The sequence below is a fragment of the Actinomadura chokoriensis genome (assembly GCF_039529475.1).
Taxonomy (GTDB): Bacteria; Actinomycetota; Actinomycetes; order Streptosporangiales; family Streptosporangiaceae; genus Spirillospora; species Spirillospora bangladeshensis.
The window spans coordinates 171590-197923 of record NZ_BAAAMW010000001.1 but is presented as its reverse complement, the minus strand read 5'-3'; the positions used below and the strand labels follow the sequence as shown (position 1 = coordinate 197923).

The following is a 26334-nucleotide window of genomic DNA, read 5'->3' as shown; positions in this document are numbered from 1 at the left end:
GTCATGACGATGCCGGTCGGGTTGCGGGGGTGTCGTCACGTGCGCGGCGGCTTCGCGCGTACGACGGGCGGCGCAGCGGGGGAGCCGGGCGGTACCACCGGCGAGGTATCTGGAGAACCTCTCTAGAGACAGTCTCTAGAATTCGGTAGGGTCCCGGTATGAGCGAGGCGTTGCGGGTCGCCGTCACCGGCGGGAACCGGGGTGTGGGACGCGCGGTGGCGGGCGAGGCCGCCCGGCGGGGGCACCGGGTGGTGATCGTGGCGCGGCGGCCCGACGCGGGGGCGGCCGCCGCGCGCGAGATCGGCGCGGAGCTGGTCGTGGGCGACCTGTCGTCCGTGCGGGCCGTGCGGAAACTGGCCGGGGAGCTGTCCGATGTCGACGTGCTCGTCCACAACGCGGGTGTCTGGCCCAGCCGGCGCGTGCTCACCGAGGACGGGTTCGAGCAGGCGTTCTTCACCAACCACCTCGCGCCGTTCCTGCTGAACCGGCTGCTGGAGGAGCGGCTGCGGCGGGTGGTCCAGGTCAGCGCGGGCCTGTACGTCACTGGGCGGGTCGACCCGGAGCGGACGCCGACCGGGGACGACTTCCATGCCGTCCACACGTACGCCAACACCAAGCTGGCGAACCTGATGATGGTCCCGCTGTTCGCCGAGCGGTGGAAGGACGCCGGGGTGACGATCGACGCGGTGCATCCCGGTGTGCTCCGGACGGATCTCGGGGCCCGGACAGGGCTCTTCGGTGTCCTGCTGAAGACGGTCAAGTGGACGCTGAAACCCGCGTCGAAGAGCGGTCCGCCCGTCGCTGATCTGATCACCGCCGACGGGACGGGCCGCTATTTCCATGTGAAGAAGGAGACGCCGTTGAAGGCGAAGGCGCTCGACACTCCCCTGGCGGCAAGGCTCTGGAACGACGCGGAGCAGGCGCTCCATGTCGCCTAAGCACCAGGGCACGGACGAGACCGTCGCACGCATCCTGACCGAGGCGCTCCGCGTGCACGGCGAACGCGGGCACGAGGGCTTCACAATGAAGGCCGTCATCGCGGCCACCGGGATGAGCAGCGGCAGCCTCTACCACCATTTCGGATCGTTCGACGGCCTCGCCGCCGCCCTTTACGCGCGCTGCATGGCCGATCTGCTCGACGCGCTGCTGGACGCGCTGGACGGGATCACCGACGCACAAGAGGGCGTCGAGGCGGCAACAAGGGCCTACCTCAGTTTCACGCGCGAGCGCAGTGACGCGGCACGGTTCATCCATTCCTCGGCCTATGCGGCGTATCTCCCGGAGCATGCCGCCGTCATCGCGGAACTGAAGACGCCGCGCATTGCGAAGCTCGTGGCGTGGATGCTCCCGCATGTGGCGGGCGGCCGGGTCGCGCGGCTGTCGCCGGTGATGATGGAGATGCTGCTCATCGGGCCGGTCGCCGAGACGGCGCGGCGCTGGCTGTCCGATCCGGAATCCGTGGATCTGGACGAGGCCGCCGCCGTCCTGCCGTCCCGCGTCTGGGCCTCCCTCCAGCCCTGAATGCCTAGTCGGCGGCGTAGCGGAAGCCGGTGTTGCCCGAAGAACTGTCGGGGGAGTTCGCGGTGCGGGCGGCGACGCGGTAGCGGTTGCAGTAGGACGCGTGGCACAGATATGAGCCGCCGCGCAGGACCCTGCCGTCTCCCCAGGAGTCGGCGCACCATTCCCAGACGTTCCCCGCCATGTTGTGCAGGCCGTAGCCATTGGGCGGGAAGGCGGTGACCGGGGCCGTTCCCTTGTAGCCGTCCTCCGCCGTATTGCGGGTGGGGAAATTGCCCTGCCAGATGTTGCACATGTGCTCGCCGTCCGGGGTGAGGTCGTCGCCCCACGGGTAGCGTTTCCCGGTCAGGCCGCCGCGCGCCGCGTACTCCCATTCGGTCTCCGTGGGCAGCCGGACGCCCGCCCAGCGGCAGAACGCGGCGGCGTCGTTCCAGGAGACGTGGACGACGGGATGGTCCGCCCGCCCGTCGAGGGTGGAGCCGGGCCCTTCGGGGTGCCGCCAGTCCGCGCCGCGCACGGCGCACCACCACGGGGCGCGGCCGGCCCTGGGGGAGACGCGGCGCAGGCGGCCCGGCAGGAACCCCGCGAAGACGTGCGACCAGCCGAACCGCTCGGCGTCGGTGCGGTGGCCGGTCGCGTCGGCGAACGCGGCGAACGCCTCGTTGGTGACGGTGTACGGGGAGATCGCGAACGGGCGCACGGCGGCCTCGCGGACCGGGCCCTCGCCGTCGCCGGGGTTGGCGTCCGGGTCGTCGCCGCCCATCAGGAACGTCCCGCCGGGGAGGCGTTTCAGCACGGTCCCAGGCTCCGGCGCGGTCCCAGGCTCCGGCGCGGTCCCAGGCTCCGGCGCGGTCCCAGGCTTCGGCGCGGTCACAGGGCCGCCAGGTCGGCGGCGATCGCGTGCAGCGTCTCGCGGTCGATGACGCCGACCGCCAGGCCCGCGATCTCCAGCAGGGAGAACGGCATCGCCTCCGGCAGCAGCGGGCTGTCCATGAGCGCGCCCAGGTGCTCGCGGAGCACCGCCTCGGCGGCCGGTTCCGCGACCAGCAGCCGGGTCGGCGTCGTCACCGACAGCCGGGACGCGGGGAACTCGGCGGCGGTCAGCGGCGGCCGCTCCGACGCCACGACCTGCTCCCACTGCCTCCGGACGAGTAGATGCCCGGACGTCACCGGCCCGTCCGCCGGAAGGCCGAGCCGCTCGTACTGCTCCGGAGGCGCGTCGTTCGCGCGCATCACGTCGACCATCAACCCGGCCATGCGCAGTTCCAGGTCGTCGTCGATGAGCGGTGAGAGCTGCTCGGGGTCGGCGGCCAGGTCGTAGAGGAGCGTGCCGAACGCGTGCGGGTCGGTGTAGGAGAAGCCGGGAAGACGCAGCGGCGCCACGCCCTTCGTGAAGGAGAAGGGGGATGCCAGGGTCGCGTCCCGGAGCGTCTCCACCGGCATGCGGCCGCGCATGTGGGTGGGCATGAGCGTGTACTCGGCGAGCGGCCGGTTCCCCGGTTCCGCGCAGGCGCGCATGTAGACGTGGCGGCCGTCGGTGACGCCGACGTGGCCGCCGAAGCAGCCGAACAGGCCCGCCTCCCGGACGCGGGTGTCGCGGGCGACGGTCTCCCGCAGCGGGACGCCCAGCATGTCGGGGGTGCGGTCGACGCCGAAGAACTCCAGCAGCGTCGGCCCGAAGTCGATGGTCTGGACGAGGCTCGACCGCCGTTCCCCGGCGACCCGGCTGCGCGGGTCCCAGATGAACAGCGGGGTGTGGATGGTCTCGTCCCAGAACGGCGGTGCGTTCTTCCCCCACCAGTCGTGCTCGCCGAGCAGCAGGCCGTGGTCGGTGCAGACGATCAGGAGGGTGTCGTCCCACAGGGACAGCTCGTCCATCAGGTCGAGGACGCGTCCGAGCGACCGGTCGCACATCGACAGCAGCGCCAGGTACTGGTTCCGCAGGTGCTCGACCTGTTCGGGCGTCTCCGTCACGCGCCGGTAGTCGGGCCAGTCGAAATGCGGGCCGTCGTAGTCGTCCGGATAGAGCTTCTTGTAGTGGTCGTAAGAGAAGAAGGGCTCGTGCGGGTCGAACGTCTCGATCTGGAGGAACCAGTTGTCCTCGGCATGGTTGGTCTTGATGAAGTGCACGCCCGCGTCGAACGTGCCCGTCTGCGGATGGTCGGCCTCGTCCTTCATGTAGAGGCGGTTCACCCAGTCCTGGCGGCGCAGCGGGTTCGCCGTGTGCGGGACGGAGTCGGGCACGTCGGGGTCGGCGACGTGCCCCTTCCACTCGTCGCCCTCCTGCCCCCGGAAGAACTCGAAGGTGTTGTAGCGCGGGTGGTAGGTCGCGCCGCCGTCCAGCCAGTAGTGCTGGTGGTCGGTGGCCAGGTGGGTGTAGACGCCGTTCTCCTTGAGCATCTCCGGGACGGAGTCGTCGAAGGGCTCCAGCGGCCCCCAGCCCCGGTGCAGGAAGTTGTGGCGGCCGGTGTGCATCTCGCGCCGCGCCGGCATGCACGGCATGCTCCCGCCGTAGCAGTTGTCGAACGTCGCGGTGCGCTCGGCGAGCCGCGCGAAGTTCGGGGCGTGCACGTCCGATGCCCCGTACGGCGGCAGGAAGCGCCGGTTGAGGGTGTCGAACATGACCATGACCGCTTTCACGAAACCCCTTTCAACGGACGCTCCTGATCCGGTACACGGAGGCGGAGCCCAGCAGCATGATCACGGCGGACACCGCGTACAGCACGCGGTAGCCGCCCACGAAGGTGAGCACGAACCAGGCGACGCCGAAGGCCAGCGGGACGTTCTGCGCCGCGTTGACGACACCGAGGTCGCGGGCGCGGCTGCGCTGGTCGGGGAGCACGTCGGTGACGAGCGCCTGGTCGACCGACAGGAAGGCGCCGTAGCCCGCCCCGAGCAGCACCGCGCCCGCCATGGCGGACGGCCACGTCGGCGCGATCGCGAGCAGCGCCGCCGCCCCCGCCTGGAGCGCGCCCGCGACGGCGATGAGGTCGCGGCGGCGGCCGAGTGCGTCCGACGCCCTCCCGCCGAGCCAGCCGGTCGCCGCGCAGCACACCAGGTAGATCAGCGTGAGGACCAGCAGCGACCCGTCGGGGTCGCGCCGGTGCAGGACGTCGGTGAGGAAGTACAGCAGGTACGTCGTCCCGGCCAGGTTCCCGGCGTTGATCAGCACGCGGGACACCAGCGCCCAGTAGTAGTCCGGATGCCGGCGCGGGTGCGGGAACGGGACGCGCCCGCCCGCGCCCGGCACCGGTCCCGCCTCCTGCAGGGCGGGGCGCGTCCGCGTCCGGACGAGGAAGAACGGCAGCGCCGACACGGTCGCGAGCACCGCGATCAGCGCCCACATCCCGGGAACGGACGTGACGACCATCGTCACCAGCACCATCCCGACCACGAGCGCGACGACCTGCGGGACGCCCATCGCGGCGGACGCGGCGCCCCGCTGGTGGTGCGGCACCCGGTCGGCGATCACGGCGCTGAGCGCGGCGAGCACCGCCGCCGCGCCCATCGACACGACGACCATCAGGCCCGCCACGACCGGCCAGCTCGTCTGCGTCCCGATCAGCGCGTACGGGACGGCCGCGACCGCGAACCCGCCGAGCGCCCAGACGCGGCGGCGGCCGAAGCGGGTCCGGGTGCGGTCGCAGGCCATCCCGGCGAGCGGCACGCACAGCACGACCACGACGGAGTTCTGGATCAGCAGGTAGGACAGCACGTCCACCTTGTCCTCCGCCGCGATGCGCCCGATGAGGTGCGGCGTCATGAACTGCGGCGGCAGCAGGATCACCAGCCAGTACCCGAACCACACGGCGGCATAGCCGAGCAGCCAGCTCCGGCCGACCTCGGCGGTGCCGCGCTCGCCGGGGCGGCGGGCGGCCGTCAGTTCGTTCACGCGCCGCCCGTCCAGGTCTCGGCGCGGCGCCACATCTCCAGGTACGCCTCGGCGCCGCGGGCCATGTCGTCGATGAGCGCCTGCCCGCCGTAGCTCCGCATGTCGGCGATCCAGTCGGGGACGAGCCCGTAGTTGGCGACGCCGTCGGTGTTGAGGTCCCAGGTGCGCAGCCCGGTGCGGAGCCGGTCGAGCTTCACCGCCGGGTCGATCGGCGAGGTGAACGGGTAGCGCAGCGGGTTCTCCTTCGCGTCCGCGCGCGGCGCGGGCAGCGGTCCCATGCCGTTCGCGTCGAGCCCGTACCCGTAGCCGAACGTGTAGTGCGGGTCGGCGGCGCTCTTGTTGTGCCTCCACTCGGCGGCGAACCGGTCGGCGGAGTTCCCGTAGCCGGTGACGATGCCGCCGAGCCGGTAGATGCGGGGCTTGTAGGTGTCGTCCGTCCAGCTGTGGGACGAGATGACGCCCGAGTAGTGCGCCTCCTCCAGCAGGTCGAGCGTCTGGTCGGCGGCCTTCGCGCTCATGTGGTCGACCTCGACGAGCATGTGCCGCTTCATCAGGCCCTTCACCATGTAGGCGCCGAGGTCGGTCAGCCCGAGCAGGTTGCAGTGCGGCGCGTCCGGATACAGCGGGAGCGTGATCCCGGCCTGCCCGAGCAGCCGCAGGAACTCGGCCACGTCGCCGCTGACGGCGCCCGCCGGGGCGATGGTGTTGTCGTGGGCGGCGCCGGTGCACGTCTCGGCCTGCCAGAACCGTCCGGTGGCGAGGAAGTTGCCCGCGTTGACGACGGCGCCGGTCGTGCCGCCGTCGAACCGCACCCCGCACAGGGCGTTGTCGAACTTGTGGCACAGGAACATCGAGGACACGCCGAGGGCCTTCATCTCGTCCAGGCCCTTGTCGATGTCGGCGCGCGTGCACTGCGGGACGCCGCCGATCACGCGGCAGCCGAACGGCTCGGACGTCTCGATGCCGAGGACGACGGCGAGCCTGCCCTGCCCGATCACCCGGCGGGCCTCGGCGGCGTCGCGCACGATGCGGAACCAGCCCTTGCCTGGCCCGCCGCTGAGCCCGTCGATGTAGGACTCCATCTCCCGCATCCGCCGCGCTTCGAGCCGGATGATCGCCATCTCGTCGCACGCGTTGCGCTTCAGCGGATAGATCTCGCAGAGCTGCCGGTTGGCGACGAGCTGGTTGACCAGGACGCGCTGCCCGGCGCGCCAGGACCGTTCCAGCCACGCGTAGTAGACCTGCTGGTGGGTGCGGGAGTCCCAGGCGGGCCAGTCCTTGAACGTCGGCCAGCCGGTGGGGTCGTGCGTGCCGAACGGGGTGCCGTGCCGGGTGAAGTTCTCGAACCAGGCGAACGCGCCGTTGGCGGCGTGGTCGGGGCAGTCGCGCAGCGCCGCCTGGATGCCGTCCGGGTCGAACGGCTTGCCGCACAGCAGCTGCCCGCCGAACGCCTCGTACGACATGAGGTGGCTGTGGGCGTCGATGTAGCCGCGCACCTCACCGGCCGCGTCGGCGGACGGGGACGCGGCACGGGCGGGCGGCGCAGGGGCGAGGACGGAGGCCAGCGCCGCGAGCAGGGCGAGGACGAGCGGGATGCAGGCGGTGCGTCGGAGGGAGCGTCGGAGGGAGCGTCGGAACGGCATGGGGCACCTCGACCGGGGTGGGGGCCACGGATCTGAGCTGAGTGATATCACCGATCGAGGAAAAAGTGAACAAGGCTCATGTTATGGATCTGGCACGGGGTCCGCCGCGAGGTCGGTGAAGTACGCGCGCAGCAGCCGGGCGCCGAGCGCGACCACGGCCGGGTCGCCGTCCTCCGCCGTCTGGTAGGCGAGCCGGAGCAGTCCGTCCGACGCCGTGATGGCCACCAGCAGGACGCGCTCGTGGTCGGCCAGCGGCGGCAGGCCCGCCTTCTGCGTGCCCAGCTCGTACATGCGCTCCGCCATCTCGGTGTCGATCCGGCGGACGAGGCCCTGGTCGATGGCGCCGGTGTCGCGGAAGTCGGCGATGAAGAAGCCCGGCACGGTGCGGCGCAGCGCGAGGCTCTCGTCGTAGACGAGCACGGCCGCGTCCGCCCACATCCGCACCGGCTCGGAGGTGAGCCGCTCGTGGACCCGCCCGATCAGGATCGCCAGGTTCCGCATGGCCAGCTCGTAGAGCAGCCCGGACTTGCCGTCGAAGAACTGGTACAGCGTGCCGATCGGGACGCCCGCACGTCGGGCGACGTCCCTCGTGGTCAGCGCGTCGTGCCCGGCCTCGGCCAGCAGCTCCGCGCAGGCGTCGAGCAGCCGCTCGAACCGCTCCGCGCTGCGGCGCTGCGTCGGCCTGCGGCGCACCCCGTCCGTCATCGCCCCTCCCGATCCCGGCCGTCCCGATTCCCGGCCGACCGAACGTGACACATGTTCATGTTTTAATGTGACGTCCACTCATGTTAGGAGAGGAGACGCAGGTGCTTCCCCGCTTTCCCGAGGGCTTCCTGTGGGGCACGGCCACGGCGGCGTACCAGATCGAGGGCGCCGTCAAGGAGGACGGTCGCGGCCCCAGCATCTGGGACTCCTTCTGCGCGCAGCCCGGCCGCGTCAAGAACGGCGACACCGGCGAGACCGCGTGCGACCACTACCGCCGCTGGCCCGAGGACGTCGCGCTGATGGCCGGCCTCGGCGTGAACGCCTACCGGTTCTCGGTGGCCTGGCCGCGCGTCCAGCCGGACGGACGCGGCCCCGCCAACCCCAAGGGCCTCGACTTCTACGACAGGCTCGTGGACGCCCTCGCCGAACGGGGCATCCTCGCCGCGCTCACCCTCTACCACTGGGACCTGCCGCAGGCGCTCCAGGATGCGGGCGGCTGGATGAACCGCGACACCGCGCACCGGTTCGCCGAGTACACCGCCCTCGTCGCCGACCGGCTCGGCGACCGCGTCGGCGTGTGGATCACGTTGAACGAGCCGTTCGTCCACATGACCGAGGGCTACGGCGTCGGGACCCACGCGCCCGGCGAAGCGCTCCTCCTGGACGCCCTTCCCGTCGCCCACCACCTGCTCCTCGGCCACGGCCTCGCCGTCCCGGCGCTGCGCGAGCGGACGTCCGGCCAGGTCGCGATCACCAACAACTACAGCCCGGTGTGGCCCGCGAGCGGCACGCCCGCCGACCGGGCCGCCGCGGCCGCGTTCGACGCCCTCCAGAACCGCCTGTTCACCGACCCCCTCCTGCTCGGCCGCTACCCGGACCTGGGCGCGTACGGCGTGGCCGACCTCCCGTTCGTCCAGGACGGCGATCTGGCCGCGATCGCCGCGCCGCTCGACCTGCTCGGCGTCAACTACTACAGCCCGACGAAGGTCGCCGCGCCGCACGGGGACGCGCCGACGGTGGGCGGTGCGTCCGTCCTGCGCGAGGTCGAGCGGCACCTCGACGGCGCCGGCCTGCCCTTCGAGGACGTGCCGATCGACGGCTACCCGGTCACCGCGTTCGGCTGGCCGGTCGTCCCGGGCGGCCTGCACGAGCTGCTGACCGGCCTCCGCGACGCCTACCGCGACGCGCTGCCGCCGATCCTGATCACCGAGAACGGCTGCTCCGCTCCGGACGAGCCCGGCCGCGACGACCGGGACCGGATCGACTACCTGGACGGCCACCTCCGGTCACTGCACCGCGCCATCGGCGACGGCGTCGATGTCCGCGGCTACTTCGTCTGGTCGCTGCTCGACAACTTCGAGTGGGCGGAGGGCTTCGACCAGCGGTTCGGCCTCGTCCACGTCGACTACGCCACCCAGCGCCGCACGCCCAAGGCGTCCTACCACTGGCTGCGCGCGGAGTTGGCCCGGTACCGGTGAGCGGGACGCCCTGGCATGATCGCGCCCGCCGCGCCCATCATGGACGGTTATGAGCGAGCTGACGATTCCGGGTCTGCTGGAGCGGGCCGCCCAGGACTCTCCGGACGCCGAGGCGGTCGTGGACGGCGACGTCCGGGTGTCCTACGCGGAGCTGCGCGAGCGGGTGCGGGAGGCGACGGCCGCGTTCATCGGCGCCGGAATCGGCGCGGGCGACCGCATCTCGATCTGGGCGCCGAACGGGCTCCGCTGGATCGTCACCGTGCTCGGCGCCATGGGCGCGGGCGCGACGCTCGTCCCGCTGAACACCCGGTACAAGGGCGACGAGGCCCGCTGGCCGCTCACCAAGGCCGACGTCAAGATCCTCTTCGTGGAGGACGGGTTCCTCGGCATCGACTACTCCGGCATGCTCGGGACCGATGAGGCCGGCGGCGTCCCCGGCCTGCCCGCCCTCAGGACGGTCGTCACGTTCGGCGCGTCCGCGCGCCCCGGCGTCCTCGGCTGGGACGAGTTCCTCGCGAAGGCCGTGCCCGCCGGGGAGGCCGACGCGCGCACGGCGGCCGTCCGGCCCGACGACATCGCCGACATCCTGTTCACGTCGGGGACGACCGGCAAGCCCAAGGGCGTCCTCGTCACGCACGAGCAGAACGTCCGCACCTACACGGCGTGGACGGGCCGCACCGGCGTGAAGGCCGGCGACCGGTACCTCATCGTCAACCCGATGTTCCACTCGTTCGGCTACAAGGCGGGCGTCCTGGCGTGCCTGCTGAAGGGCGCCACGATGGTGCTCCAGCGCACCTTCGACGTCCCCGAGACGCTGCGGCTGATCGAGCAGGAGAAGATCACCGTGCTGCCCGGCCCGCCGACGATCTACACCTCGCTGCTGGACGCCCCCGGCCGGGACGAGCGCGACCTGTCGTCGCTGCGGCTGGCGGTGACGGGCGCGGCGGACGTGCCGGTCGCGCTGGTGGGGCGCATCCGCGCGGAGCTGTTCCCGCAGGTCGTGACCGCGTACGGGCTGACGGAGTCGTCCGGCACCGTGTCGGCGTGCTCGGTGGACGACGATGACGAGACCATCGCCACCACCTGCGGCAAGGCCATCGCGGACGTCGAGATCGCGATCGTCGACGAGAAGGGCGAGAAGGTCCCGGCCGGCACGGACGGCTCGGTCCTCGTCCGCGGCTACAACGTGATGAAGGGCTACCTGGACGACCCCGAGGCGACGGCCGAGACGATCCGCGACGGCTGGCTCGACACCGGCGACCGGGGGCGGCTCGACGAGCGCGGCAACCTCACCATCACCGGCCGGACCAAGGAGATGTTCGTCGTCGGCGGGTTCAACGTGTACCCGGCCGAGGTCGAGGACGTCCTCGCCCAGCACGACGCCGTCGCCGAGTCCGGCGTCATCGGCGCCCCCGACCACCGCATGGGCGAGGTCGCGCGGGCCTACGTCCGGCTCCGCCCCGGCAGGAGCGCCACGGCGGACGAGCTGATCGCGCATTGCCGGGAGCGGCTCGCGAACTTCAAGGTCCCCCGGGAGGTCGTCTTCGTGGACGACCTCCCGAAGACCGCGTCCGGCAAGGTCCGCCGCGTGGAGCTCAAGGAGTTCACAGAGCGGCGATGACCCGCGCCCTGTGCTCGGCGACCGAACCCCACGCCGAGTACAGCGCGCGCGCCTTGCGGATCCACAGCGACGGGTCGTACTCGTCGGTGTAGCCGATCGCGCCGTGCACCTGGAGAGCCGTCTTGGCCAGCCCGTAGGACGCCTCCGACGCGGCGACCTTCGCGGCCGACACGTCCCGGGCGAAGTCGGGCGTCCCGTACGACAGCGCCGCCCCGTACAGCAGCGGGCGGGCGAACTCCAGCTCGACCATCGCGCTCGCCAGGTGGTGCTTGATCGCCTGGTACTCGCCGATCGGGCGTCCGAACTGCTGCCGCGTCCTGGCGTACTCCACGGACACCTCCAGCAGCGCCTGCCCGATCCCGACCTGCTGCGCCGCGCACAGCAGCACGCCGAAGTCGGTGAAGCCGGCACCGCCCCCGGACGCGCCCTCGACGCGGAACAGCCGCCGCGCCGGGTCGAGCGACGCGAGCGCCTCGCCGGCCTTCCGCTCCACCTTGTCGGCGGTCAGCACCAGGTCGGCGACGTCGGCGTCCAGCGCGTGCGGGACGGCCAGCGACACGATCGCCTCGCCCTCCGCGATCCGCGGCAGCCACGGCGACTCGCCCAGCAGCTCGGCCGCCGCCAGCGTCTCCACGTACGGCCCCGGCGCGGCGGCGCGTCCGAGCTCCTCGGCCGCGACGACCAGCTCGACCGGCAGCCGCCCGGCGCCGCCGAACTCCTCCGGCACCGCGACCGCGAACACCCCGGCCTCGGCGACCGACGCCCACAGCGCCCGGCCCGGCCCGGCGTCCCCGGCCGCCCACGCGCGGGCGATCTTCGCGGTGCCCGCGTCGGCGAGCAGCCGGCGCAGCGTCTCGCCGAACATCCGCTGCTCGGCGTCGAGAACGAACTTCATCGGGACCCTCTCGGCAGGCCGAGCAGCCGCTCGGCGATCACGTTGCGCTGGATCTCGTTGGTGCCGGCGTAGATCGGCCCGGCCAGCGAGAACACGTAGTTCTCCAGCCACTCCGACTCGATTTCGCCGTCCGCGCCGAGCAGGTCGAGCGCGGTCTCGTGCAGCGCGACGTCCAGCTCCGACCAGAACACCTTGTTCAAGCTGGACTCGGCGCCGATGTCGTCGTCCCGCGAGATCGTCTCGAAGCCCTTGAGCCGGTAGGCGTGCGACCTGATCCACGCGTCCGCGACCCGGTCGCGCAGCGCGGTGTCGGACGGGTCGGCCCGCTCCTTCCACAGCTCGACGAGCCGCTCGGTCGCCGCCGTGAACCGTCCGGGGCTGCGCAGCGTCAGCCCGCGCTCGTTGCCCGCCGTGGCCATCGCGACCCGCCAGCCCTCGCCGGGCGCGCCGATGACGTCCGCGTCGGGGACGAAGACCTTGTCGAGGAACAGCTCGGCGAACGCGGGCTTGCCGTCCAGGCGCCCGATCGGACGCACGGTCACGCCCTCGGCGTCCAGCGGGAACATCAGGTACGTCAGGCCCTTGTGCCGGCCCTTTGCGGGGGGACGACCCCCCGCACCCCCCGGTTCGCTCCGCTCATTCTGGTCCGACTCCGGGTCCGAGCGGAACAGCCCGAAGCCCATGTCGGCGAACGCGGCCCGCGAGCTCCACGTCTTCTGCCCGTCCAGCAGCCAGCCGCCGTCGGTGCGCGTCGCCGTGGCGCGCAGCGCCGCGAGGTCGCTGCCCGCGCCCGGCTCCGACCACGCCTGCGCCCAGATGACCTCGCCCGCCGCCATCGGCGGCAGGATCCGCGCGAGCTGCTCCGGCGTGCCGTGCTTCAGCAGCGTCGGCGCCAGCAGGTTGATGCCGTTCTGGCTGACCCGCCCGGGTGCGCCCGCCGCGTAGTACTCCTCCTCGAAGATCAGCCACTGCAGCACCGAGACGCCGCGGCCGCCGTACTCCTCCGGCCACGACACGACCCCGAGCCGCGCCGCGCCGAGCGTCCGCTCCCACTCCCGGTGGGCCGCGAACCCCTCCTCGGTCTCCAGCGAGGGCAGCGGCTCCGCCGGGACGTGCGCGCGCAGCCACTCCCGCACCTCGGCGCGGAACGCCTCGTCCGCCGTCCCGAACTCACGATCCATGGGCACCTCTTTCTAACAACTGTTTGGTAGAGTAACCCTCCTCTCGCGCCCCCGCCGTCCCCTCCCGCCCAGTGAGATCCCGGTCCAGTCGGGAGGGCAGCGCGGATGGCGGGATCCGCGCCTGCGCGTCCCGTACCGGCGAATTCGTGTGGAGCTACGCCGCGGCCGCTAGGGGACGCGGGCGACGCCGCAGAAGGCGTCCACCTCGGGCGGCTCTCCGAACGGGGACGGCTCGGGGCGCCAGCGCGACACCGGGACGACACCGGGGTCCAGCAGTTCCAGCCCGGTGAAGAACCCGGTGATCCGCTCGGGGGAGCGGAGGTTGTAGGCGATGCCGCCCGCCTCGACGTAGCGGCCGATCGCGCGGGCGCGCGCGGTGTCGTCGACGCCGTCCGCGCCGGGCGTCCCGAACACGTTGGTGCCGTCGTTGACGACCAGGTGGCTGCCCGGAGCGAGCCGCGCGACGAGCCGGGCGAGGACGCCCTCCGGGTCCTCGTCGTCGGTGAGGTGGCCGAGGATGCCGAGCAGCAGCAGCGCCACCGGACGGTCGAAGTCGAGCGTCTCGGCGGCCTTGGCCAGGATCGCGTCGGGATCGCGGACGTCGGCGTCGATGTAGGACGTGGCGCCCTCGGGCGAGGACGTGAGCAGCGCGTGGGCGTGCGTGAGGACGAGCGGGTCGTTGTCCACATAGACGACGCGCGCGTCGGGCGCGACCCGCTGCGCGACCTCGTGGGTGTTGTCGACCGTCGGCAGCCCGGTCCCGATGTCCAGGAACTGCCGTATCCCGGCCTCCCCCGCCAGGTACCGGACGGCGCGGCCGAGGAAGGCCCGCGAGTGCCGGGCGATGTCGGCCTGCCCGGGGAAGATCCGGAGGAACTCGTCCCCGACCTCCTGGTCGACGCGGTAGTTGTCCTTGCCGCCCAGCCAGTGGTTCCAGATGCGCGCCGAGTGCGGGACGGACGAGTCGATCTGCGGGTGCTCGGCCATGGAACCTCCAACGCTGCGAATGCCGCAATCTGCCGGAGATCCTACTTTGACCGCGTTCGCCCGCGGGTCTGTCGGCGGCGCGGGGCTGTGGCTAAGATCACGCTCTAGAATCGCGTTCGGAATGCCCGGAGGGCCCATGGCGAGGATCATCGAGCACGGCACCTGGAACCTGACGCCCGCGGACGAGGGACTGCACGAACCCGGCCCCGAGCTGCTGTGGAACGAGTCCTACTACTTCGACTTCGCGGCGCCCGACGGCTCCATCGCCGGCTACGTCCGGCTCGGCCTCTACCCGAACTGGGACCGCGCCTGGTACTGGGCCGCGCTGGTGCGGCCGGGCCGCCCGCTGCTCCTCATCGCCGACAACAACGCGCCGCTGCCCGAGCCCGGCTCGGCGGACGTCCGCGCCGACGCCTACACCGCCACGCAGGAGATCCCCGACCCCTTCGGCCCGGCCCGGGTCACCGTGCAGGGGACCGCGTCCGTCCTGCCCGACCCGGCCGGCCCCGCCACCGGGACCGCCGGGCTCTCCTTCGACCTGCGCTGGGACACCGTCAGCGGCGTCTACCCCTACAAGGACATCCCGCGCTACGAGATCCCCTGCACCGTCACCGGCCTGGTCAGCGTCGGCGGCGAGAAGATCGCCGTCGACGCGCCCGGGGAGCGCGACCACAGCTGGGGCGAGCGCGACTGGTGGAAGGTGTCCTGGCTCTGGACGTCCGGCCGCCTCGACGACGGAACGTACGTCCACGGCATGCAGGCCAACATCGGGTTCCCGCTCCCGTGGCCGTGCTTCGCCGTCCCGCCGGGCGGCGACATCGAGCACCGTTCCGGCTTCTCCGCCGAGACCGCCTTCGCCGGCGGCCTGCCCGCCCGCTCCGGCCTCCGCTTCCCCGGCGCCCCCATGACCGTGACCCCGGTGGCGTTCGCGCCGGTCGCCGTCACGTCCCCCGACGGCCTGGAGGCGAACTTCCCCCGCGCCCTGTGCCGGTTCGAGACCGAGGACGGGCGCTCCGGCCACGGCTGGACGGAATGGCACCAGCCGCCCGGCTGGCAGGACCACGGCTGGACCCACCTCGCCGAGGAGACCGCATGACCGCGCCGGTCTCCGGAGCCGGCGGGCTGACGGCGTCCTGGCTGTCGGACGCGCTCGGGACGAAGGTCGCCGCCGTCCGCACCGAGCCGGTCGGCACCGGCCAGGTCTCCGACAGCCTCCGCCTCTTCCTCACCTACGCGGACGAGGCGCCGCTGCCGCCCACCATGGTCGCGAAGGTCCCGGCGGCCGACCCGTCCAGCCGGGCCGCCGCCCGTGCCATCCGCACCTACGAGGTCGAGGCGCACTTCTACGCCGAGGTCGCCGATCGCCTCGACGCGGGCGTCCCCGCCTGCCACTTCTCGGCCTACGCCCCCGAACCGGACGAGTACACCGTCCTCCTGGCCGACCTCGCCCCCGCCCGGCCCGGCGACCAGCTCGCGGGCATCGGCCCCGAGGACGCCGCCGCCGCGATCACCGAGATGGCCGCCTTCCACGCCGCCGGCTGGGAGGACGCCGGCCTCGCCGCGCTGCCCTGGCTGAACCGCCACGACGCCGACGCCGCCGCCTTCACCGCCGCGATGGTCACCGACCTCTACACCGGCTTCAAGGACCGCTACGCCGCCGACCTGGGCCCCGGCGTCATCGCGCTGATCGAGGACTTCCTGCCGTCCCTGCCGGCCTACCTGACCGCCCGCGAGGGCCCGCACACCCTGACCCACGGCGACTTCCGCGCGGACAACCTGCTGTTCGGCGGCCCCCGCACGGCGGTCCTCGACTGGCAGACCTGCGCCTACGGCCCCGGCCTCGCCGACCTGTCCTACTTCCTGGGCTCCAGCCTCCCCGTCGAGGCCCGCCGCGCCCACGAACAGGACCTCGTCCAGCGCTACCACCGAGCCCTGACCGGCCGGGGCGTCACCCTCAGCCGGGACGACTGCTGGACGGCCTACCGCCACCATGCCTTCCACGGCATCGTCATGGCGATCGGCGCGTCCATGCTGGTCGAGCGCACCCCGCGCGGCGACGAGATGTTCTGCACCATGACGACCCGCCACGCCCACCACGCCATCGACCTGGACTCACTGTCCCTGACCGGGTGACGCGGCTCAGGCGCGCGCGCCGCCGTCGACCCGCAGGACCGTCCCCGTCACGAAGGAGGACCGGTCGCTGAGGAGCCAGGCGGCGGCCTCCGCGATCTCCCGCGGGTCGGCCGGACGGCCCAGCGGCGTGTGCGCCGTGAGCCGCTCCCGCAGGCCCGGCGAATCCTTCTCCCAGGTGCTGATCATCTCGGTGGGCGTGTTGCCCGGCGCGATGGCGTTGACGCGGATGCCCTCCGGGCCGTAGGTGACGGCGGCCGACGCGGTGAGGCTGTTGACGGCCCGCTTCATCGCGGCGTAGGCGGGCAGCTCGGGGTTGCCGCGCAGGCTGCCGACGGACGAGGTGTTGACGATGGCGCCCGTCCCGGCGGTGGCCCGGATCGCGGCGACCTCGGCGGCCAGGGCCACCCAGACGCTCTTGAGGTTCACGTCGTAGAGGCGGTCGAAGTCGGCCTCCGGCATCCGGTCCATCGGACCGGGCCGCTGGATCGCCGCGCCGTTGTTGAACGCGACGTCGAGCCGCCTGTACAGGTCGACGGTGCGCTGGACGGCGGCGCGCACGCTCTCCGCGTCGGCGAGGTCGCAGACGACCCACTCCGCGGTGCCGCCCGCCGCCCGGACCTCCTCGGCGACGCTCTTCAGCTGCTCCTCCGTCCGGGCCGCGAGCAGCACCCGGGCGCCCTCGCTCGCGAACAGCCGGGCGGCGGCGGCCCCGATGCCGCGTCCCGCACCGGTGATGAAAGCGGTCTTGCCGGCCAGCAGGCCGGCCGTGGTCGTGGTGTCCATGGGGCCAGACTGCGTCCGCCCGCAGTGCCGGAACCAGGCATCGGCGGTACCTGGCTGCGCCGCCCGGCACCCGCGCACACTGGAGGGGTGGACCGAAGAGAACTGGCGGACTTCCTCCGCAGCCGGCGCGAGCGGATCACCCCCGACGACGTCGGCCTGCCCGCCGGCCCGCGCCGCCGCACCCCGGGCCTGCGCCGCGAGGAGGTGGCGCAGCTGGCGTTCATCTCGACCGAGTACTACACGCGGCTGGAGCAGGCCCGCGCCCCGCATCCGTCCCACGAGGTCCTGGCCGGGCTGGCGCGGGCGCTGCGCATGTCGGACGCCGAGCGCGCCCACCTCCACCACCTCGCCGGCACCCCGCTGCCGCCGCCGTCCGGCCCGTCCCGCGACGTGCGCCAGAGCATCCTCGACCTGCTGCACCGCCTCCCGAACGCGGCGGCGACCGTGACGTCCGCGGCCTTCGAGATCCTGGCCTGGAACGACCTGGCGGCAGCGCTCATGGAGGACTTCTCCGCCGTGCCCCGCCGCGACCGCAACCTCCTGCGCCGCGCGTTCCTCGGCCCGGACACGCACGGCCGGCGCCTGTACGGGGTATCGGACGCGGACACGTTCGCCCGTACCGCCACCCAGCGCCTGCGCGCCGCCGCCGCCCGCTACCCCGGCGACCCGCAACTGGCGGAACTGGTGGCCGACCTCCTCAGGGGAAGCGAGGAGTTCACCCGCCTGTGGGAGTCCCACGACGTGGCCACCGCGCCGGCCCTCCGCAAGACGTTCCAGCATCCGCAGGTCGGCCCGGTCACCGTCAACTGCGACGTCCTGGACATCACCGACCGCGACCAGCAGGTGGTCATCTACACCGCGACCCCGGGCTCACCCTCCGAAGAGGCCCTGAAGCTCCTCTCGGTGATCGGCACCCAGCACCTCACCACGCCCCGCTGACCCTTCGAGCGGGGGCGCGACTTCTGATGTACTGGACGGACCCCGGTAGGCGGGTGGCCCGGTGACCTTGGAGGCGCGAGCGTGGTGAGTGAGAACGCCGACCGCTTGGCGGTGCTCATCGATGCCGACAACGCGCAGCCCGGGATCGTCGAGGGCCTGCTGGCCGAGGTCGCCAAGTACGGCACCGCCCACGTCAAGCGCGCCTACGGCGACTGGACGGGGACGAACCTGCGGGGCTGGAAGGAGCACCTGCTCGACCAGTCGATCCAGCCGATCCAGCAGTTCGCCTACACCTCCGGCAAGAACGCCACCGACGCGGCGATGGTCATCGACGCCATGGACCTGCTGTACTCCGAGCGCTTCGACGCGTTCTGCCTCGTCTCCAGCGACAGCGACTTCACGCGGCTGGCCGCGCGGATCCGCGAGTCCGGCCTGACCGTGTACGGGTTCGGGGAGCGCAAGACGCCGAAGCCGTTCGTGGCGGCGTGCGACAAGTTCATCTACATCGAGAACCTCGCCTACGACCAGGCGTCGGCCATGCCGACCGCCGCGACGCCCGCGTCCCCGACGCCGGCCGCCAAGCTCAAGCAGGACACCGCGCTCGTCAACCTGCTGCGCAACGCCGTGGAGGCCGCCTCGGACGAGGACGGGTGGGCTCCGCTGGCGTCCGTCGGCCACATCATCACCAAGCAGCGCCCCGAGTTCGACTCCCGCAACTACGGCTACGCCAAGCTGAGCGAGCTGATCGCCGCGACGACGCTGTTCGTCCTGGACCGCCGCAGCCCCGGCGACGGCAAGGCGGCCATCATGTACGTCCGCGACAAGCGCCACCAGGACCGCAAACCGTCCTAACCTCCCTCGCCGTCATCCCCCGGGGCATCGGCGCTTCCGTTCGGTATGGATGCTGTTCCCTCGGTGCCTTCCGAGGGATGCGGGAGGACGTACTGCTGAGCGAGTTGGGCCAGATGCAGTGGCAACGGCAGGCTCAGCGCCTCGGGGTAGTCAGGCGCCTGGCGCAGCCGGTGGACAGTCAGTGCCAGTGCCTCCGGCACGTCACCGTCGGACTCATGGCAGCCGAGCACGGCGACCTCCAACAGCGCCGGATTCCACGCGGGCTTGTCGGTATCGACGGTCGATTCGCCGGCGCGCGGCCCCTGGGTGAGGCGACGGACCCCGAGCTTGTCCGCTACGACCGCTGAATCACGGAACTGGACCGGCTTCGGGGTGGTGCTCCAGAAGATGCGGTCGCGTCCCGACCGGCTGCTGTGCTGAGGGGTCCATAGATTCGCCGGGATCCCGTTGGGGCCGTCGTGGCGGTTGACGCCCCACCACTGGGCGGTCTCTCGGCCCAGTGAACTGCGAATCCGCACGAGGCGCAGGTCCGGGTCAAGGCGGCGGGACGGAGCATGCCCAGTCCGGAGCCGGTCTCGTTCTACCTTGCCGTCCTGGAGCCAAGTCCAATGCGACCGAGCGTTCTGAGCGTGCGCGAGGACCATCGTCGGTGTGCCGCGCAAGGAACGTTGAACCTTCTGGAGCCACTCCTCGGTTGCTCGACGCTGCTCGTCCATGCTCTTTCGCCTGTCGGGCCGCCGAGGCGGGCGACCGTCTTCGTCATCGTCCTCCCGGTCCGGTGATATTTCGGCCTGTGCAGCGATCCGTAGCAGCATCGCGGGATAGGAGATCCAGGCACCGGCGCCGCGGTCGGCTTGGGGATCCCACCCTTGTATCCAGGCGATGCCGGGGCCGGGGCCGGGGGTGACCAGCACGGCGATGGGGACATGACCAGCCCACCGGGTCCGGCTGGTCTTGTTCTTCCTGACCAGCCAGATCGCCGCGAACCGCATCCCGGCCGGTGCCCCCTCCGCCGAACCCGTCTCAGGAAGGACACGGGAACCGAGCTGCCGGAGCCCGTCGTCCCACGCCTTCATCGCGCGGTGTCCGGCGTTGCCCATCGAGTTGTAGCCCTTGACCTTCTTAGGGACGCCGATGAACTGCGTGAGCACGCCGGCTTTGGCGAAGCCGAGGCGCAGGGCGAACTTGGGATTGTGCTCGGGGGTGCGGAAGTCCGCGGCCCGGTCGAGTTCCACCAGCGACATTGACGGTGCGGAGCCGGTGCGGTCCGCGGCCAGGAACGCCGCCGCCTCATCACGGCGTGTGGCGACGGCCGCGGCAAGCACGGCCGTGGTGCGGCGCGCGCCTTCCGGGATGGCCAGGTCGCCGGCGAGACCGCCGGTCAGCCGGATGCAGCGGAGCCGCACGATGAGTTCGGGCGCCCGCCATTCCAGGATGGCCGGAGCGCCGGGCACGGCCGTCCGATGGTCACCGAACGCGGATCGCCGCGTATCGTCCAGGCCGAAGTACTCGACGAGCGCCGCGATGGCGGTGTCGCGCATCTCGGGTGTCTGCCACAGCAGCCGCCCTTCGAGAAGGGGCTTACCGCCGTCGTCGCTGCCGAGGTGGCTCATCGCGTGGGCGGCGGCGGTGCGCACCATTGCCGTCTCCGGGGTGCGTTTGGCGTTGGGCGGCGATGAGGAGCCCAACCGGGTGCGGACCCGTGCGGGTACCGGACGCAGCTCGGCGGGCAGTGCCGTCTCCGCCCATTCGACGATCCTGGACCGCTGGTCGGACATGATCCCCGGGCCGACTTCGTGGCCGCCCATCGCCGTGCTGTGCACGACGGCGGCGCGCATGCCATCCGCCAGCCAGGTCTCGGGTTCGGCCAGGATGGCGTCTACCTCGGGGAACGGCTCGGACAGTGAAATCCTCCGCAGCATCCCCGTCGGCCCGCCGTGGACCCATTGCGTTGTGCTGGTTCTGCTCCCTCTGTCCCATCGGCACTCGACGCGAGCGACGGCGAACCGGTCGGAGAGCGGTGCACCGGGTAGCCACGGCACACGTGGGCGGAGCAGCACCGTGCTCTTTCGCCCGTACGCCAGATGCAGCCGCTGTGTTCTGCTGTTGAGCCGCGTGGCCCATCTCCGGATGCCGGTGTGCAGATGAACGCGGGGGAGCGGGTCGAAAGGGACGGTCTGCAGCGTGATGTTCAGGAAGAGCGAGTACCACCACGTCCGGCCCCTCGATTCGAAGGGCAGCGGTTCCGACACGAGCTCCGCGCCTTGGTCCCGCGGCCCGCGTGGCAGGGCGCGGAATCGCAGAGTCCCGTCGCCGAAGTCGTATGGGCCGAGGGCGAGCACGCGCCTGGCGAGCCAATCGGTGGTGAGAGGGTACTGGTGGTCGAGCGGTGCGGCCGTCCCGCCCGCGGTCATCGGGCAGCGCAGCAACTCCAACTCGACCGGTTGCCACGACGGGGGAGCGTCGTCCAAGAGGGTGCGCGTCTTGACCAAGAGTTCCCGGTAATCGGGCTCTTCCGCCATGCCGGGCCGAAGATCGCTCAGCCAGGTGTGGCGCAGCGTGCGAAAGGCGGCCTCGGGGAGAGGCTCGCTGCCCTCAGGCAGGAGGAGCCAATGCCCTGGGGCGCTCCCGTAGGAGGGCCCGCGTCCGAGCACGAGGTAGTCGGGCGCCAGGGTCTGGAGGACCTGGTCCATACGGTGGGTCGGCACCGTCCGGTACGGCTCCATGTTGTCGGGGCGGCCGGCGTTGTACAGATCGAGCATCACGTCTCGCCACTGCTCGGGGAACGACAGTGCCTGATAACGCGCCGTCAGTGAGGTGTCGGCGGACGCGGGCAGCCATGCGGCGGTTCGCACGCGGTTATATGAGGCGGCCACGATGTACTCCCTCGGAATCGGTCGGCCGGGGCCGGTGGATCAGGTCTGTGGTCGGGTCAGGTTCGGTGGGTGAGGCCGCAGAGTGCGTCGAACAGCGGCTCGTAGAGGAGCCGGGCCACCGCAGGGTCGGCGGGGTCGGCGAAGGACGACGGATCGGCGTCGTCGTCGAAGTAGGGAGCCAGGACCTCCCGCAGCCCGGCCAGCAGGCCGTCCCGGACGGGTGCCGCGGTGGACGGGGTCGATGGCGCCATCGCGGCCGCCGTTTTCGGCGCGAACCTGGCGTCGACGAACACGACCCGGGCGGGCACACCGCCGCGCACCAGGCGGCCGATGACCTGCCACATGGTCACGAGCTGGTCCCATGCGAAGGAACGCCGTTCCCAGTCCGACAGCTGCGAGTAGACATACCGCCGCGACAGCAGGCGGCGCCATTCCTGCCGTGCCTCGTGGCGGAAGTCGAGGCCGGCGCGGTTCAGGTCCGCGGCCTTGGCGACGAGTTCGGTGAATGTGGCGGGCCCGGTCCGGTCGTCGGGCCTGGCCTGGTCGCGGGTGAACCTGGCCGTCCAGTCGTTGATGGCGAACACCGCCAGGGAGAGGTCGTCGGGTCGGGGGTGCGGCCGGGCGAGGAAAAGCGCCACGCCGAACGCGGCGTTGCGCTGCGCGTTGAGGATGTTGTGGCCGCGTTCGACGGCCATCAGCGGCGCCACGAGGACCTCCGCGCTCGGGTCTTCGGCGAACGCGGCCAGGTCGCCGCGGCGCAGGATTCCCACGGGTTCGTCCTGGCCGGTGAAGGCGCCGGTGCCGTGCACGGCAGGGTCCAGTTCCGCGTCGTCGGCGGTGAGGACGCGGACCCGGCCGTGCCACCGCTCCATCCCCTGCATCTCGGACGCGACGATGTTCGCCTCCTTGTAGCTGCCGACGAGGAGGAGTGCGCGGCGGCGGGTGTCGTCCTCGACCAGTCTGAGTTCCTGGTCGAGGGGTGCAGCGGTCCCGCCCCGGCCCGGACCGCCGAGGCGGGCGGCCAGCGCACGGGCCGCGGCCGGCCGCGCCTTGGGCGGCGTCCCGGACAGGCTCATCGGCCGGCCCTCGCCGTCGTAGAGGAAGCGCGTCGAGAACCTTGTGCGGCGGACCGCCGCCAGCACCCGCTCGGTCGGCTTCAGGACCACGTTGACCGGTGCTGTCACGTGGGCGCGGGTCGAAGCGCCTGCCCAGCTCGTCCCGGACATCAGCACCACATGGGGACCGGGCCGGCCGGAAGCGGGATCGGCGCCGAGCCGATCGAGGAGCAGCAGGAGCTCCCGTCCGACGCCGGCGCATCGAAAGAACCGCAGGGTCCCGCTCTGCCGGCCGTCCTCGTCGCGTTCGCGCTCGTCAGGCAGGTACTGGAAGCCGAGGACGTTGCCCATCGGCGACTCGGGGATGATCGGCGCGTAGTCCAGCGGGGGGCGGCGGGCCAGTTCGTTGCCCGTGGCGTCGAGGCGCAGCGCGGCCTCGACCTGCGGCCACAGGAAGGTCAGCCGGTCGAGGCGGTGATGCAGGGCCGAGAGCAGCAGCATGAACTCCAGCCGCCGGCAGGTCGTCTCCAACCAGGCGTCGTCGTCCGCGGGGGCGGGCGTGTCCACCAGCAGCGTTCTCAGCAACGTTCTGGCGCGGGCCCGCGTCTCTTTCGCCGAAAGGGTGTGCAGCAGGTCCCGCGTGAGGTCGATCATGTCGTCGGTGGCGGTCCCGTAGGGGCCGCGTCCGCCCAGCGGATCGTCGCGGAGAGCGTCGAACAGTCCGGTGAGTTCGCCGCGCCGGACGTCCGCGACGGCCGTGACCACTTCGGGTTCGGGACGGTCGTTCTCGAAGTCCTCGAAGAGCTCGTGCTCGTCGGGAACCCCGTCCACGGCCGCCGCGCCGGGCCGCTCCTTGAACCAGTCGGCCAGCAGTTTCTCCTGCAGCGTCCACGGGCTGAAGTAGTCGACGTCGGCCCACTCGCGCAGGTCTTCGTCCGCGATCAGCGTCCGGTAGAGCAGGTCGGTCGCGGTGCTGACCACGGTCAGCGAGGAGTTCCACCGGTTGATCTCGATGTCGGTCAGCGGCAGCCGGGCCCGCCGGGACAGTTCCTCGATCTTGTGTGTGTGCAGCTGGTCGAGCCAGGAGTCCGGACCCGGCTGCACGAGTGTCGCGGACGGCGCGAAAAGCTGATCCAGCCTCATCTGGACGGCGTCGGCCTCGTCCACGAACACGATGTCACTGAGCATGCAGGCGAGTTCGAGATGGCGTAGGCGCTCGTCGTTGAGGTGCCACGGCACCGTGCTCTGGACGAGGCTCGCCGGGTTGGCGATCCACACCAGGGCATCGACCTGGTCGCGTGCACCCTGGTGGCGCGGGCAGACCCGCCACAGCGGGCAGCCGTGCGGCTTGCCGAGGTCTTCGGCGGGCTTGCGCGGCGGTTCCGTCCCCGAAGCGCCGGTACGGAACCGCTGGGGCAGAACGCCGTCCGGCGTGGTCTCGTTGCGCGGGCCTTCGGCCTCGGGGCGCAGTGTGACGCAGGGTGCGTCGGCGTAGCGCAGGGGCTTGGCCGCCTCGGTGCCGCGCAGCGCGTCCACCACGCAGACGGTGCTCAGCTGGTCGAACCGCGCGTCGTCGTGGTCGAGGAGGTTGTCGTCGCCTCGTGCGGCGAGCCGCCGGTGCAGCCGCTGGACGTGCTGCTCCCGGGTGCTGGCCCCGAGTACGGGAACGGCCTTGATCCCGATGTCGCCGAGCACCGTGCTGAGCCGCAGCTGCTCCGCGACGTCGCCGACCACAAGGGTCGTCCGCAGCGGCTTGGCGCGCCGGACGCCCCACACCGCCACCAAGATCATCAGGGTGCTCTTGCCCGCCCCGACCATGCCAGCCATGTGCGTGAGGCCGTCGAGCCGGAACTCGTCCCGTTCCGTGAAGCCTGTACCGCCGGCGTCGCGCGGAGCGATGCGCAGCTCCGACAGCCGGCTCTCCCACTCGCCCGGTTTCTCTATCTCTTGTTCGCGTTCCCGGGCGTCCATCCATCGTGCCGTCTCTACGAGATCTTTCCGGGTGATGGTGAGCGGCGCGCCATCGCCTGGCCGGCCGGCCGTCAGGTCGTGCCCGTGGGGACGGGGGTCGTGGATCAGCGCCCCGGGCAACGTGACCGAGGTCATGCGGCGTCGCTCGACGAAGCTGCTGCGCCCGGCGGGTGCGAGCCTCAGCGTCTCGCGCGCGAACGGCGGCGGTCCGCAAAGCGCGGTGTCGTAGACGGTGAGCCGGTCGTCGACGACAGCCGGGCTCAGCGCACGCGGGCCTTTCCCTGGCAGAACATCGTAGGCGCGGAGCCGTTCGGGGAACTGCCGGTAGTTGTCGAGCGCCTGGATCCAGGCGCGCCGCCGCCGCAACGTCCACAGCAGGTGCCGTGCGGAAGTGATGGCGGTGTCGTCCTGGGCGGTAAGCGCCAGGCCGCTCGCGCGGGCGAACGGGTAGCCGCCGAGCATGGCGTAGACGCCTTCGGCGGGCTCGCCGGGTGCGATTCTTTCCAGGAGCCGTAGCGCCAGTTCGACCTGGCAGAAGAGAGACGGTCTCGTTTCCTGGAGTTCGGGCGGCAGCGTCCCCCAGTGCCGCGCGAGGTCGGCGCTGATTGCCCGATACCAGGTTTTCCGATCACGCACGGGGACCTCCTTCGACGGGCGCATGGTCGGGGCCGGAACCGTGAAGCCGATGACGGGCGAGTTCCTCAAGTCCGTCATCGGTGAGCAACCGGACGTCCCGCGCCCCGGATGGGCGATGGCGTTCGAACATGGCGATGTAGCCGGGGCGGTCGGTGACGCGGTGCCGCGGAACAACCCAGAACGCCTCGTGGTAGGGCGGTGTCCGAGGCACGGGCCGGGCGGCCAGCCCCAGCAGCCGCGGGCTCGCCCAGTCTTTGACGTCGATCGCCCAGACCATTCCGGACGGGAACGTCACATGCAGGTCGTAACTGTCGAAGCCCGGCCACATCCGAACGGTCAGGCCGAGCCCGGTCAGCTTTCGCGCCAGGTCCGTCTCGGCGCGGCCGGGGCCGGTGACGTACTGGCGCAGTGGCCGCCGCAGTTGCAGGACCTCGCCGACTTCTTCCGGGTGCAGCCGTCGTCCGACCGGCGGCGGGCCGGTGCGCCGGCACCGGTCCCGCTCGCACCACCAGAGCCCGTCGCGCGTGGGAGTGAGCAGGGTCAGGCAGCGGCCGCAGGTCGCATAGGCGCCGTCCATCAGAAGGCCGCCCGGGGCCGGCCGGTAGATCCAGCCGATGAGCTCGCGCACCGGCTCCATCACCAGGTCGGCAGCGACCTCGAAGGACTCGGCGGACGTCAGGACGGGCCGGTCGACCAGCAGGGCCCGAAACGCGCTGTAGCTCTCCTCCTCGCCGTACTCCCGGCACATCCGCAGTGCGGAGCGGATCACCTCGCGGTCGAGGTGTTCCCCGGCGGTGTCGTGGCCGTGCTCCGCCCATTCGTGGCACAGCTCGGTAGGCCGCCCCGACTCCGGGTCGAGCAGCAGATCGTCCGGCCCGACCGTGTCCGCGGGCAGGTCGAGCGGCCAGTCGGAGATCGGCCTGGTTGCGCACCAGTCGATCAGCTGCGCCATGCTACGCGGTACACCGGCCCCTTTGCGCAGGCAGGCCAGCACCGTTCGGTCCAGGGCGCGCTGCGCCTCGGCCGGATACGGCATGGTGAACGAGTCGAGCCCGCGCACCCGCTCGAGATCGATGAGCCCCTTCGCGAGCGTGTGCAGCAGGACGACCCCGTCATGGGGCGCCCAACCGGTGGACTGTGCCTCTGGGCTTGCGTCGGTCGTGGACATG

Annotated in this window: 20 protein-coding genes; 8 read left to right on the top strand and 12 right to left on the bottom strand. The window is 71.9% G+C overall.

Annotation, left to right across the window (positions count from 1 at the left end; all coding sequences use genetic code 11):
* Positions 1–158: 158 nt before the first annotated feature.
* Together ABFX46_RS00870 and ABFX46_RS00865 are read left to right on the top strand one after the other, a co-directional pair.
* Positions 159–938 (top strand): SDR family NAD(P)-dependent oxidoreductase, encoded by a 780-nt coding sequence (locus tag ABFX46_RS00870; RefSeq protein WP_346039398.1) that lies wholly within the window; start codon positions 159–161, stop codon positions 936–938.
* Positions 928–1521, top strand: coding sequence for a TetR/AcrR family transcriptional regulator (locus tag ABFX46_RS00865; RefSeq protein WP_346039397.1), 594 nt, complete (start codon positions 928–930; stop codon positions 1519–1521). Before ABFX46_RS00870 ends, ABFX46_RS00865 begins: the two co-directional genes overlap by 11 nt.
* A gap of 4 nt (positions 1522–1525) precedes the next feature.
* Here ABFX46_RS00865 and ABFX46_RS00860 read toward each other — a convergent pair whose 3' ends face one another.
* The 5 genes from ABFX46_RS00860 to ABFX46_RS00840 form a co-directional block, all read right to left on the bottom strand.
* Positions 1526–2314 carry a formylglycine-generating enzyme family protein gene (locus tag ABFX46_RS00860; RefSeq protein ID WP_346039396.1) on the bottom strand — a complete coding sequence of 263 codons (789 nt, stop codon included), beginning with the start codon at positions 2312–2314 and terminating at the stop codon, positions 1526–1528.
* A 74-nt stretch (positions 2315–2388) separates the two neighbouring features.
* On the bottom strand, positions 2389–4158 hold the full coding sequence (locus ABFX46_RS00855) for a sulfatase (RefSeq protein WP_346039395.1): 1770 nt from the start codon (positions 4156–4158) through the stop codon (positions 2389–2391).
* Positions 4159–4168: 10 nt separating this feature from the next.
* The gene (locus ABFX46_RS00850) at positions 4169–5410 is read right to left on the bottom strand and encodes an MFS transporter (protein ID WP_346039394.1); all 1242 of its coding nucleotides are present in this window, start codon (positions 5408–5410) and stop codon (positions 4169–4171) included.
* Complete coding sequence (locus ABFX46_RS00845) at positions 5407–7053, bottom strand: Coagulation factor 5/8 type domain-containing protein (protein ID WP_346039393.1); 1647 nt, start codon at positions 7051–7053, stop codon at positions 5407–5409. Before ABFX46_RS00845 ends, ABFX46_RS00850 begins: the two co-directional genes overlap by 4 nt.
* A gap of 81 nt (positions 7054–7134) precedes the next feature.
* The gene (locus ABFX46_RS00840; RefSeq protein WP_346039392.1) at positions 7135–7758 is read right to left on the bottom strand and encodes a TetR/AcrR family transcriptional regulator; all 624 of its coding nucleotides are present in this window, start codon (positions 7756–7758) and stop codon (positions 7135–7137) included.
* A gap of 80 nt (positions 7759–7838) precedes the next feature.
* Between ABFX46_RS00840 and ABFX46_RS00835 the strand changes: the two genes are divergently transcribed.
* A complete protein-coding gene (locus ABFX46_RS00835; protein ID WP_346039391.1) occupies positions 7839–9236 on the top strand; it encodes a GH1 family beta-glucosidase in 1398 nt (465 codons plus the stop codon).
* 49 nt (positions 9237–9285) lie between these two features.
* Positions 9286–10857 carry a FadD3 family acyl-CoA ligase gene (locus tag ABFX46_RS00830; RefSeq protein ID WP_346039390.1) on the top strand — a complete coding sequence of 524 codons (1572 nt, stop codon included), beginning with the start codon at positions 9286–9288 and terminating at the stop codon, positions 10855–10857.
* Here ABFX46_RS00830 and ABFX46_RS00825 read toward each other — a convergent pair.
* The 3 genes from ABFX46_RS00825 to ABFX46_RS00815 all read right to left on the bottom strand — a co-directional run bounded on the left by ABFX46_RS00825 (position 10841) and on the right by ABFX46_RS00815 (position 13920).
* Positions 10841–11752, bottom strand: coding sequence for an acyl-CoA dehydrogenase family protein (locus ABFX46_RS00825; protein ID WP_346039389.1), 912 nt, complete (start codon positions 11750–11752; stop codon positions 10841–10843). The genes ABFX46_RS00830 and ABFX46_RS00825 overlap by 17 nt on opposite strands.
* Positions 11749–12933, bottom strand: coding sequence for an acyl-CoA dehydrogenase family protein (locus tag ABFX46_RS00820; RefSeq protein WP_346039388.1), 1185 nt, complete (start codon positions 12931–12933; stop codon positions 11749–11751). The genes ABFX46_RS00825 and ABFX46_RS00820 overlap by 4 nt, the downstream gene beginning before the upstream one ends.
* A 168-nt stretch (positions 12934–13101) precedes the next feature.
* Positions 13102–13920, bottom strand: coding sequence for an SAM-dependent methyltransferase (locus tag ABFX46_RS00815; RefSeq protein WP_346039387.1), 819 nt, complete (start codon positions 13918–13920; stop codon positions 13102–13104).
* A 136-nt stretch (positions 13921–14056) separates the two neighbouring features.
* On the opposite strand from ABFX46_RS00815, the gene ABFX46_RS00810 reads away from it, so the two are divergent.
* Both ABFX46_RS00810 and ABFX46_RS00805 read left to right on the top strand, forming a co-directional pair.
* Positions 14057–15016: a DUF7064 domain-containing protein gene (locus ABFX46_RS00810; RefSeq protein WP_346039386.1), complete on the top strand. Its 960-nt coding sequence runs from the start codon at positions 14057–14059 to the stop codon at positions 15014–15016.
* Positions 15013–16053 (top strand): phosphotransferase, encoded by a 1041-nt coding sequence (locus ABFX46_RS00805; protein WP_346039385.1) that lies wholly within the window; start codon positions 15013–15015, stop codon positions 16051–16053. Before ABFX46_RS00810 ends, ABFX46_RS00805 begins: the two co-directional genes overlap by 4 nt.
* A 6-nt stretch (positions 16054–16059) precedes the next feature.
* Here ABFX46_RS00805 and ABFX46_RS00800 read toward each other — a convergent pair whose 3' ends face one another.
* Entirely contained in the window at positions 16060–16836 is a 777-nt protein-coding gene (locus tag ABFX46_RS00800; protein WP_346039384.1) for an SDR family NAD(P)-dependent oxidoreductase, read from the bottom strand.
* Between the two features lie 87 nt (positions 16837–16923).
* Here ABFX46_RS00800 and ABFX46_RS00795 point away from each other — a divergent pair, with 87 nt between their 5' ends.
* Positions 16924–17775 (top strand): helix-turn-helix transcriptional regulator, encoded by an 852-nt coding sequence (locus ABFX46_RS00795; protein ID WP_346039383.1) that lies wholly within the window; start codon positions 16924–16926, stop codon positions 17773–17775.
* Positions 17776–17856: 81 nt separating this feature from the next.
* Positions 17857–18627: an NYN domain-containing protein gene (locus ABFX46_RS00790; protein WP_346039382.1), complete on the top strand. Its 771-nt coding sequence runs from the start codon at positions 17857–17859 to the stop codon at positions 18625–18627.
* Here the strand turns inward: ABFX46_RS00790 and ABFX46_RS00785 are convergent.
* The 3 genes from ABFX46_RS00785 to ABFX46_RS00775 are packed head-to-tail and all read right to left on the bottom strand — an operon-like array spanning position 18624 to position 26333.
* The gene (locus ABFX46_RS00785; RefSeq protein WP_346039381.1) at positions 18624–21503 is read right to left on the bottom strand and encodes a pPIWI_RE module domain-containing protein; all 2880 of its coding nucleotides are present in this window, start codon (positions 21501–21503) and stop codon (positions 18624–18626) included. The genes ABFX46_RS00790 and ABFX46_RS00785 overlap by 4 nt on opposite strands.
* Before the next feature lie 56 nt (positions 21504–21559).
* Complete coding sequence (locus ABFX46_RS00780; RefSeq protein WP_346039380.1) at positions 21560–25165, bottom strand: pPIWI_RE_Z domain-containing protein; 3606 nt, start codon at positions 25163–25165, stop codon at positions 21560–21562.
* Complete coding sequence (locus tag ABFX46_RS00775) at positions 25158–26333, bottom strand: pPIWI_RE_Y domain-containing protein (RefSeq protein WP_346039379.1); 1176 nt, start codon at positions 26331–26333, stop codon at positions 25158–25160. Before ABFX46_RS00775 ends, ABFX46_RS00780 begins: the two co-directional genes overlap by 8 nt.
* Position 26334 lies beyond the last annotated feature (1 nt).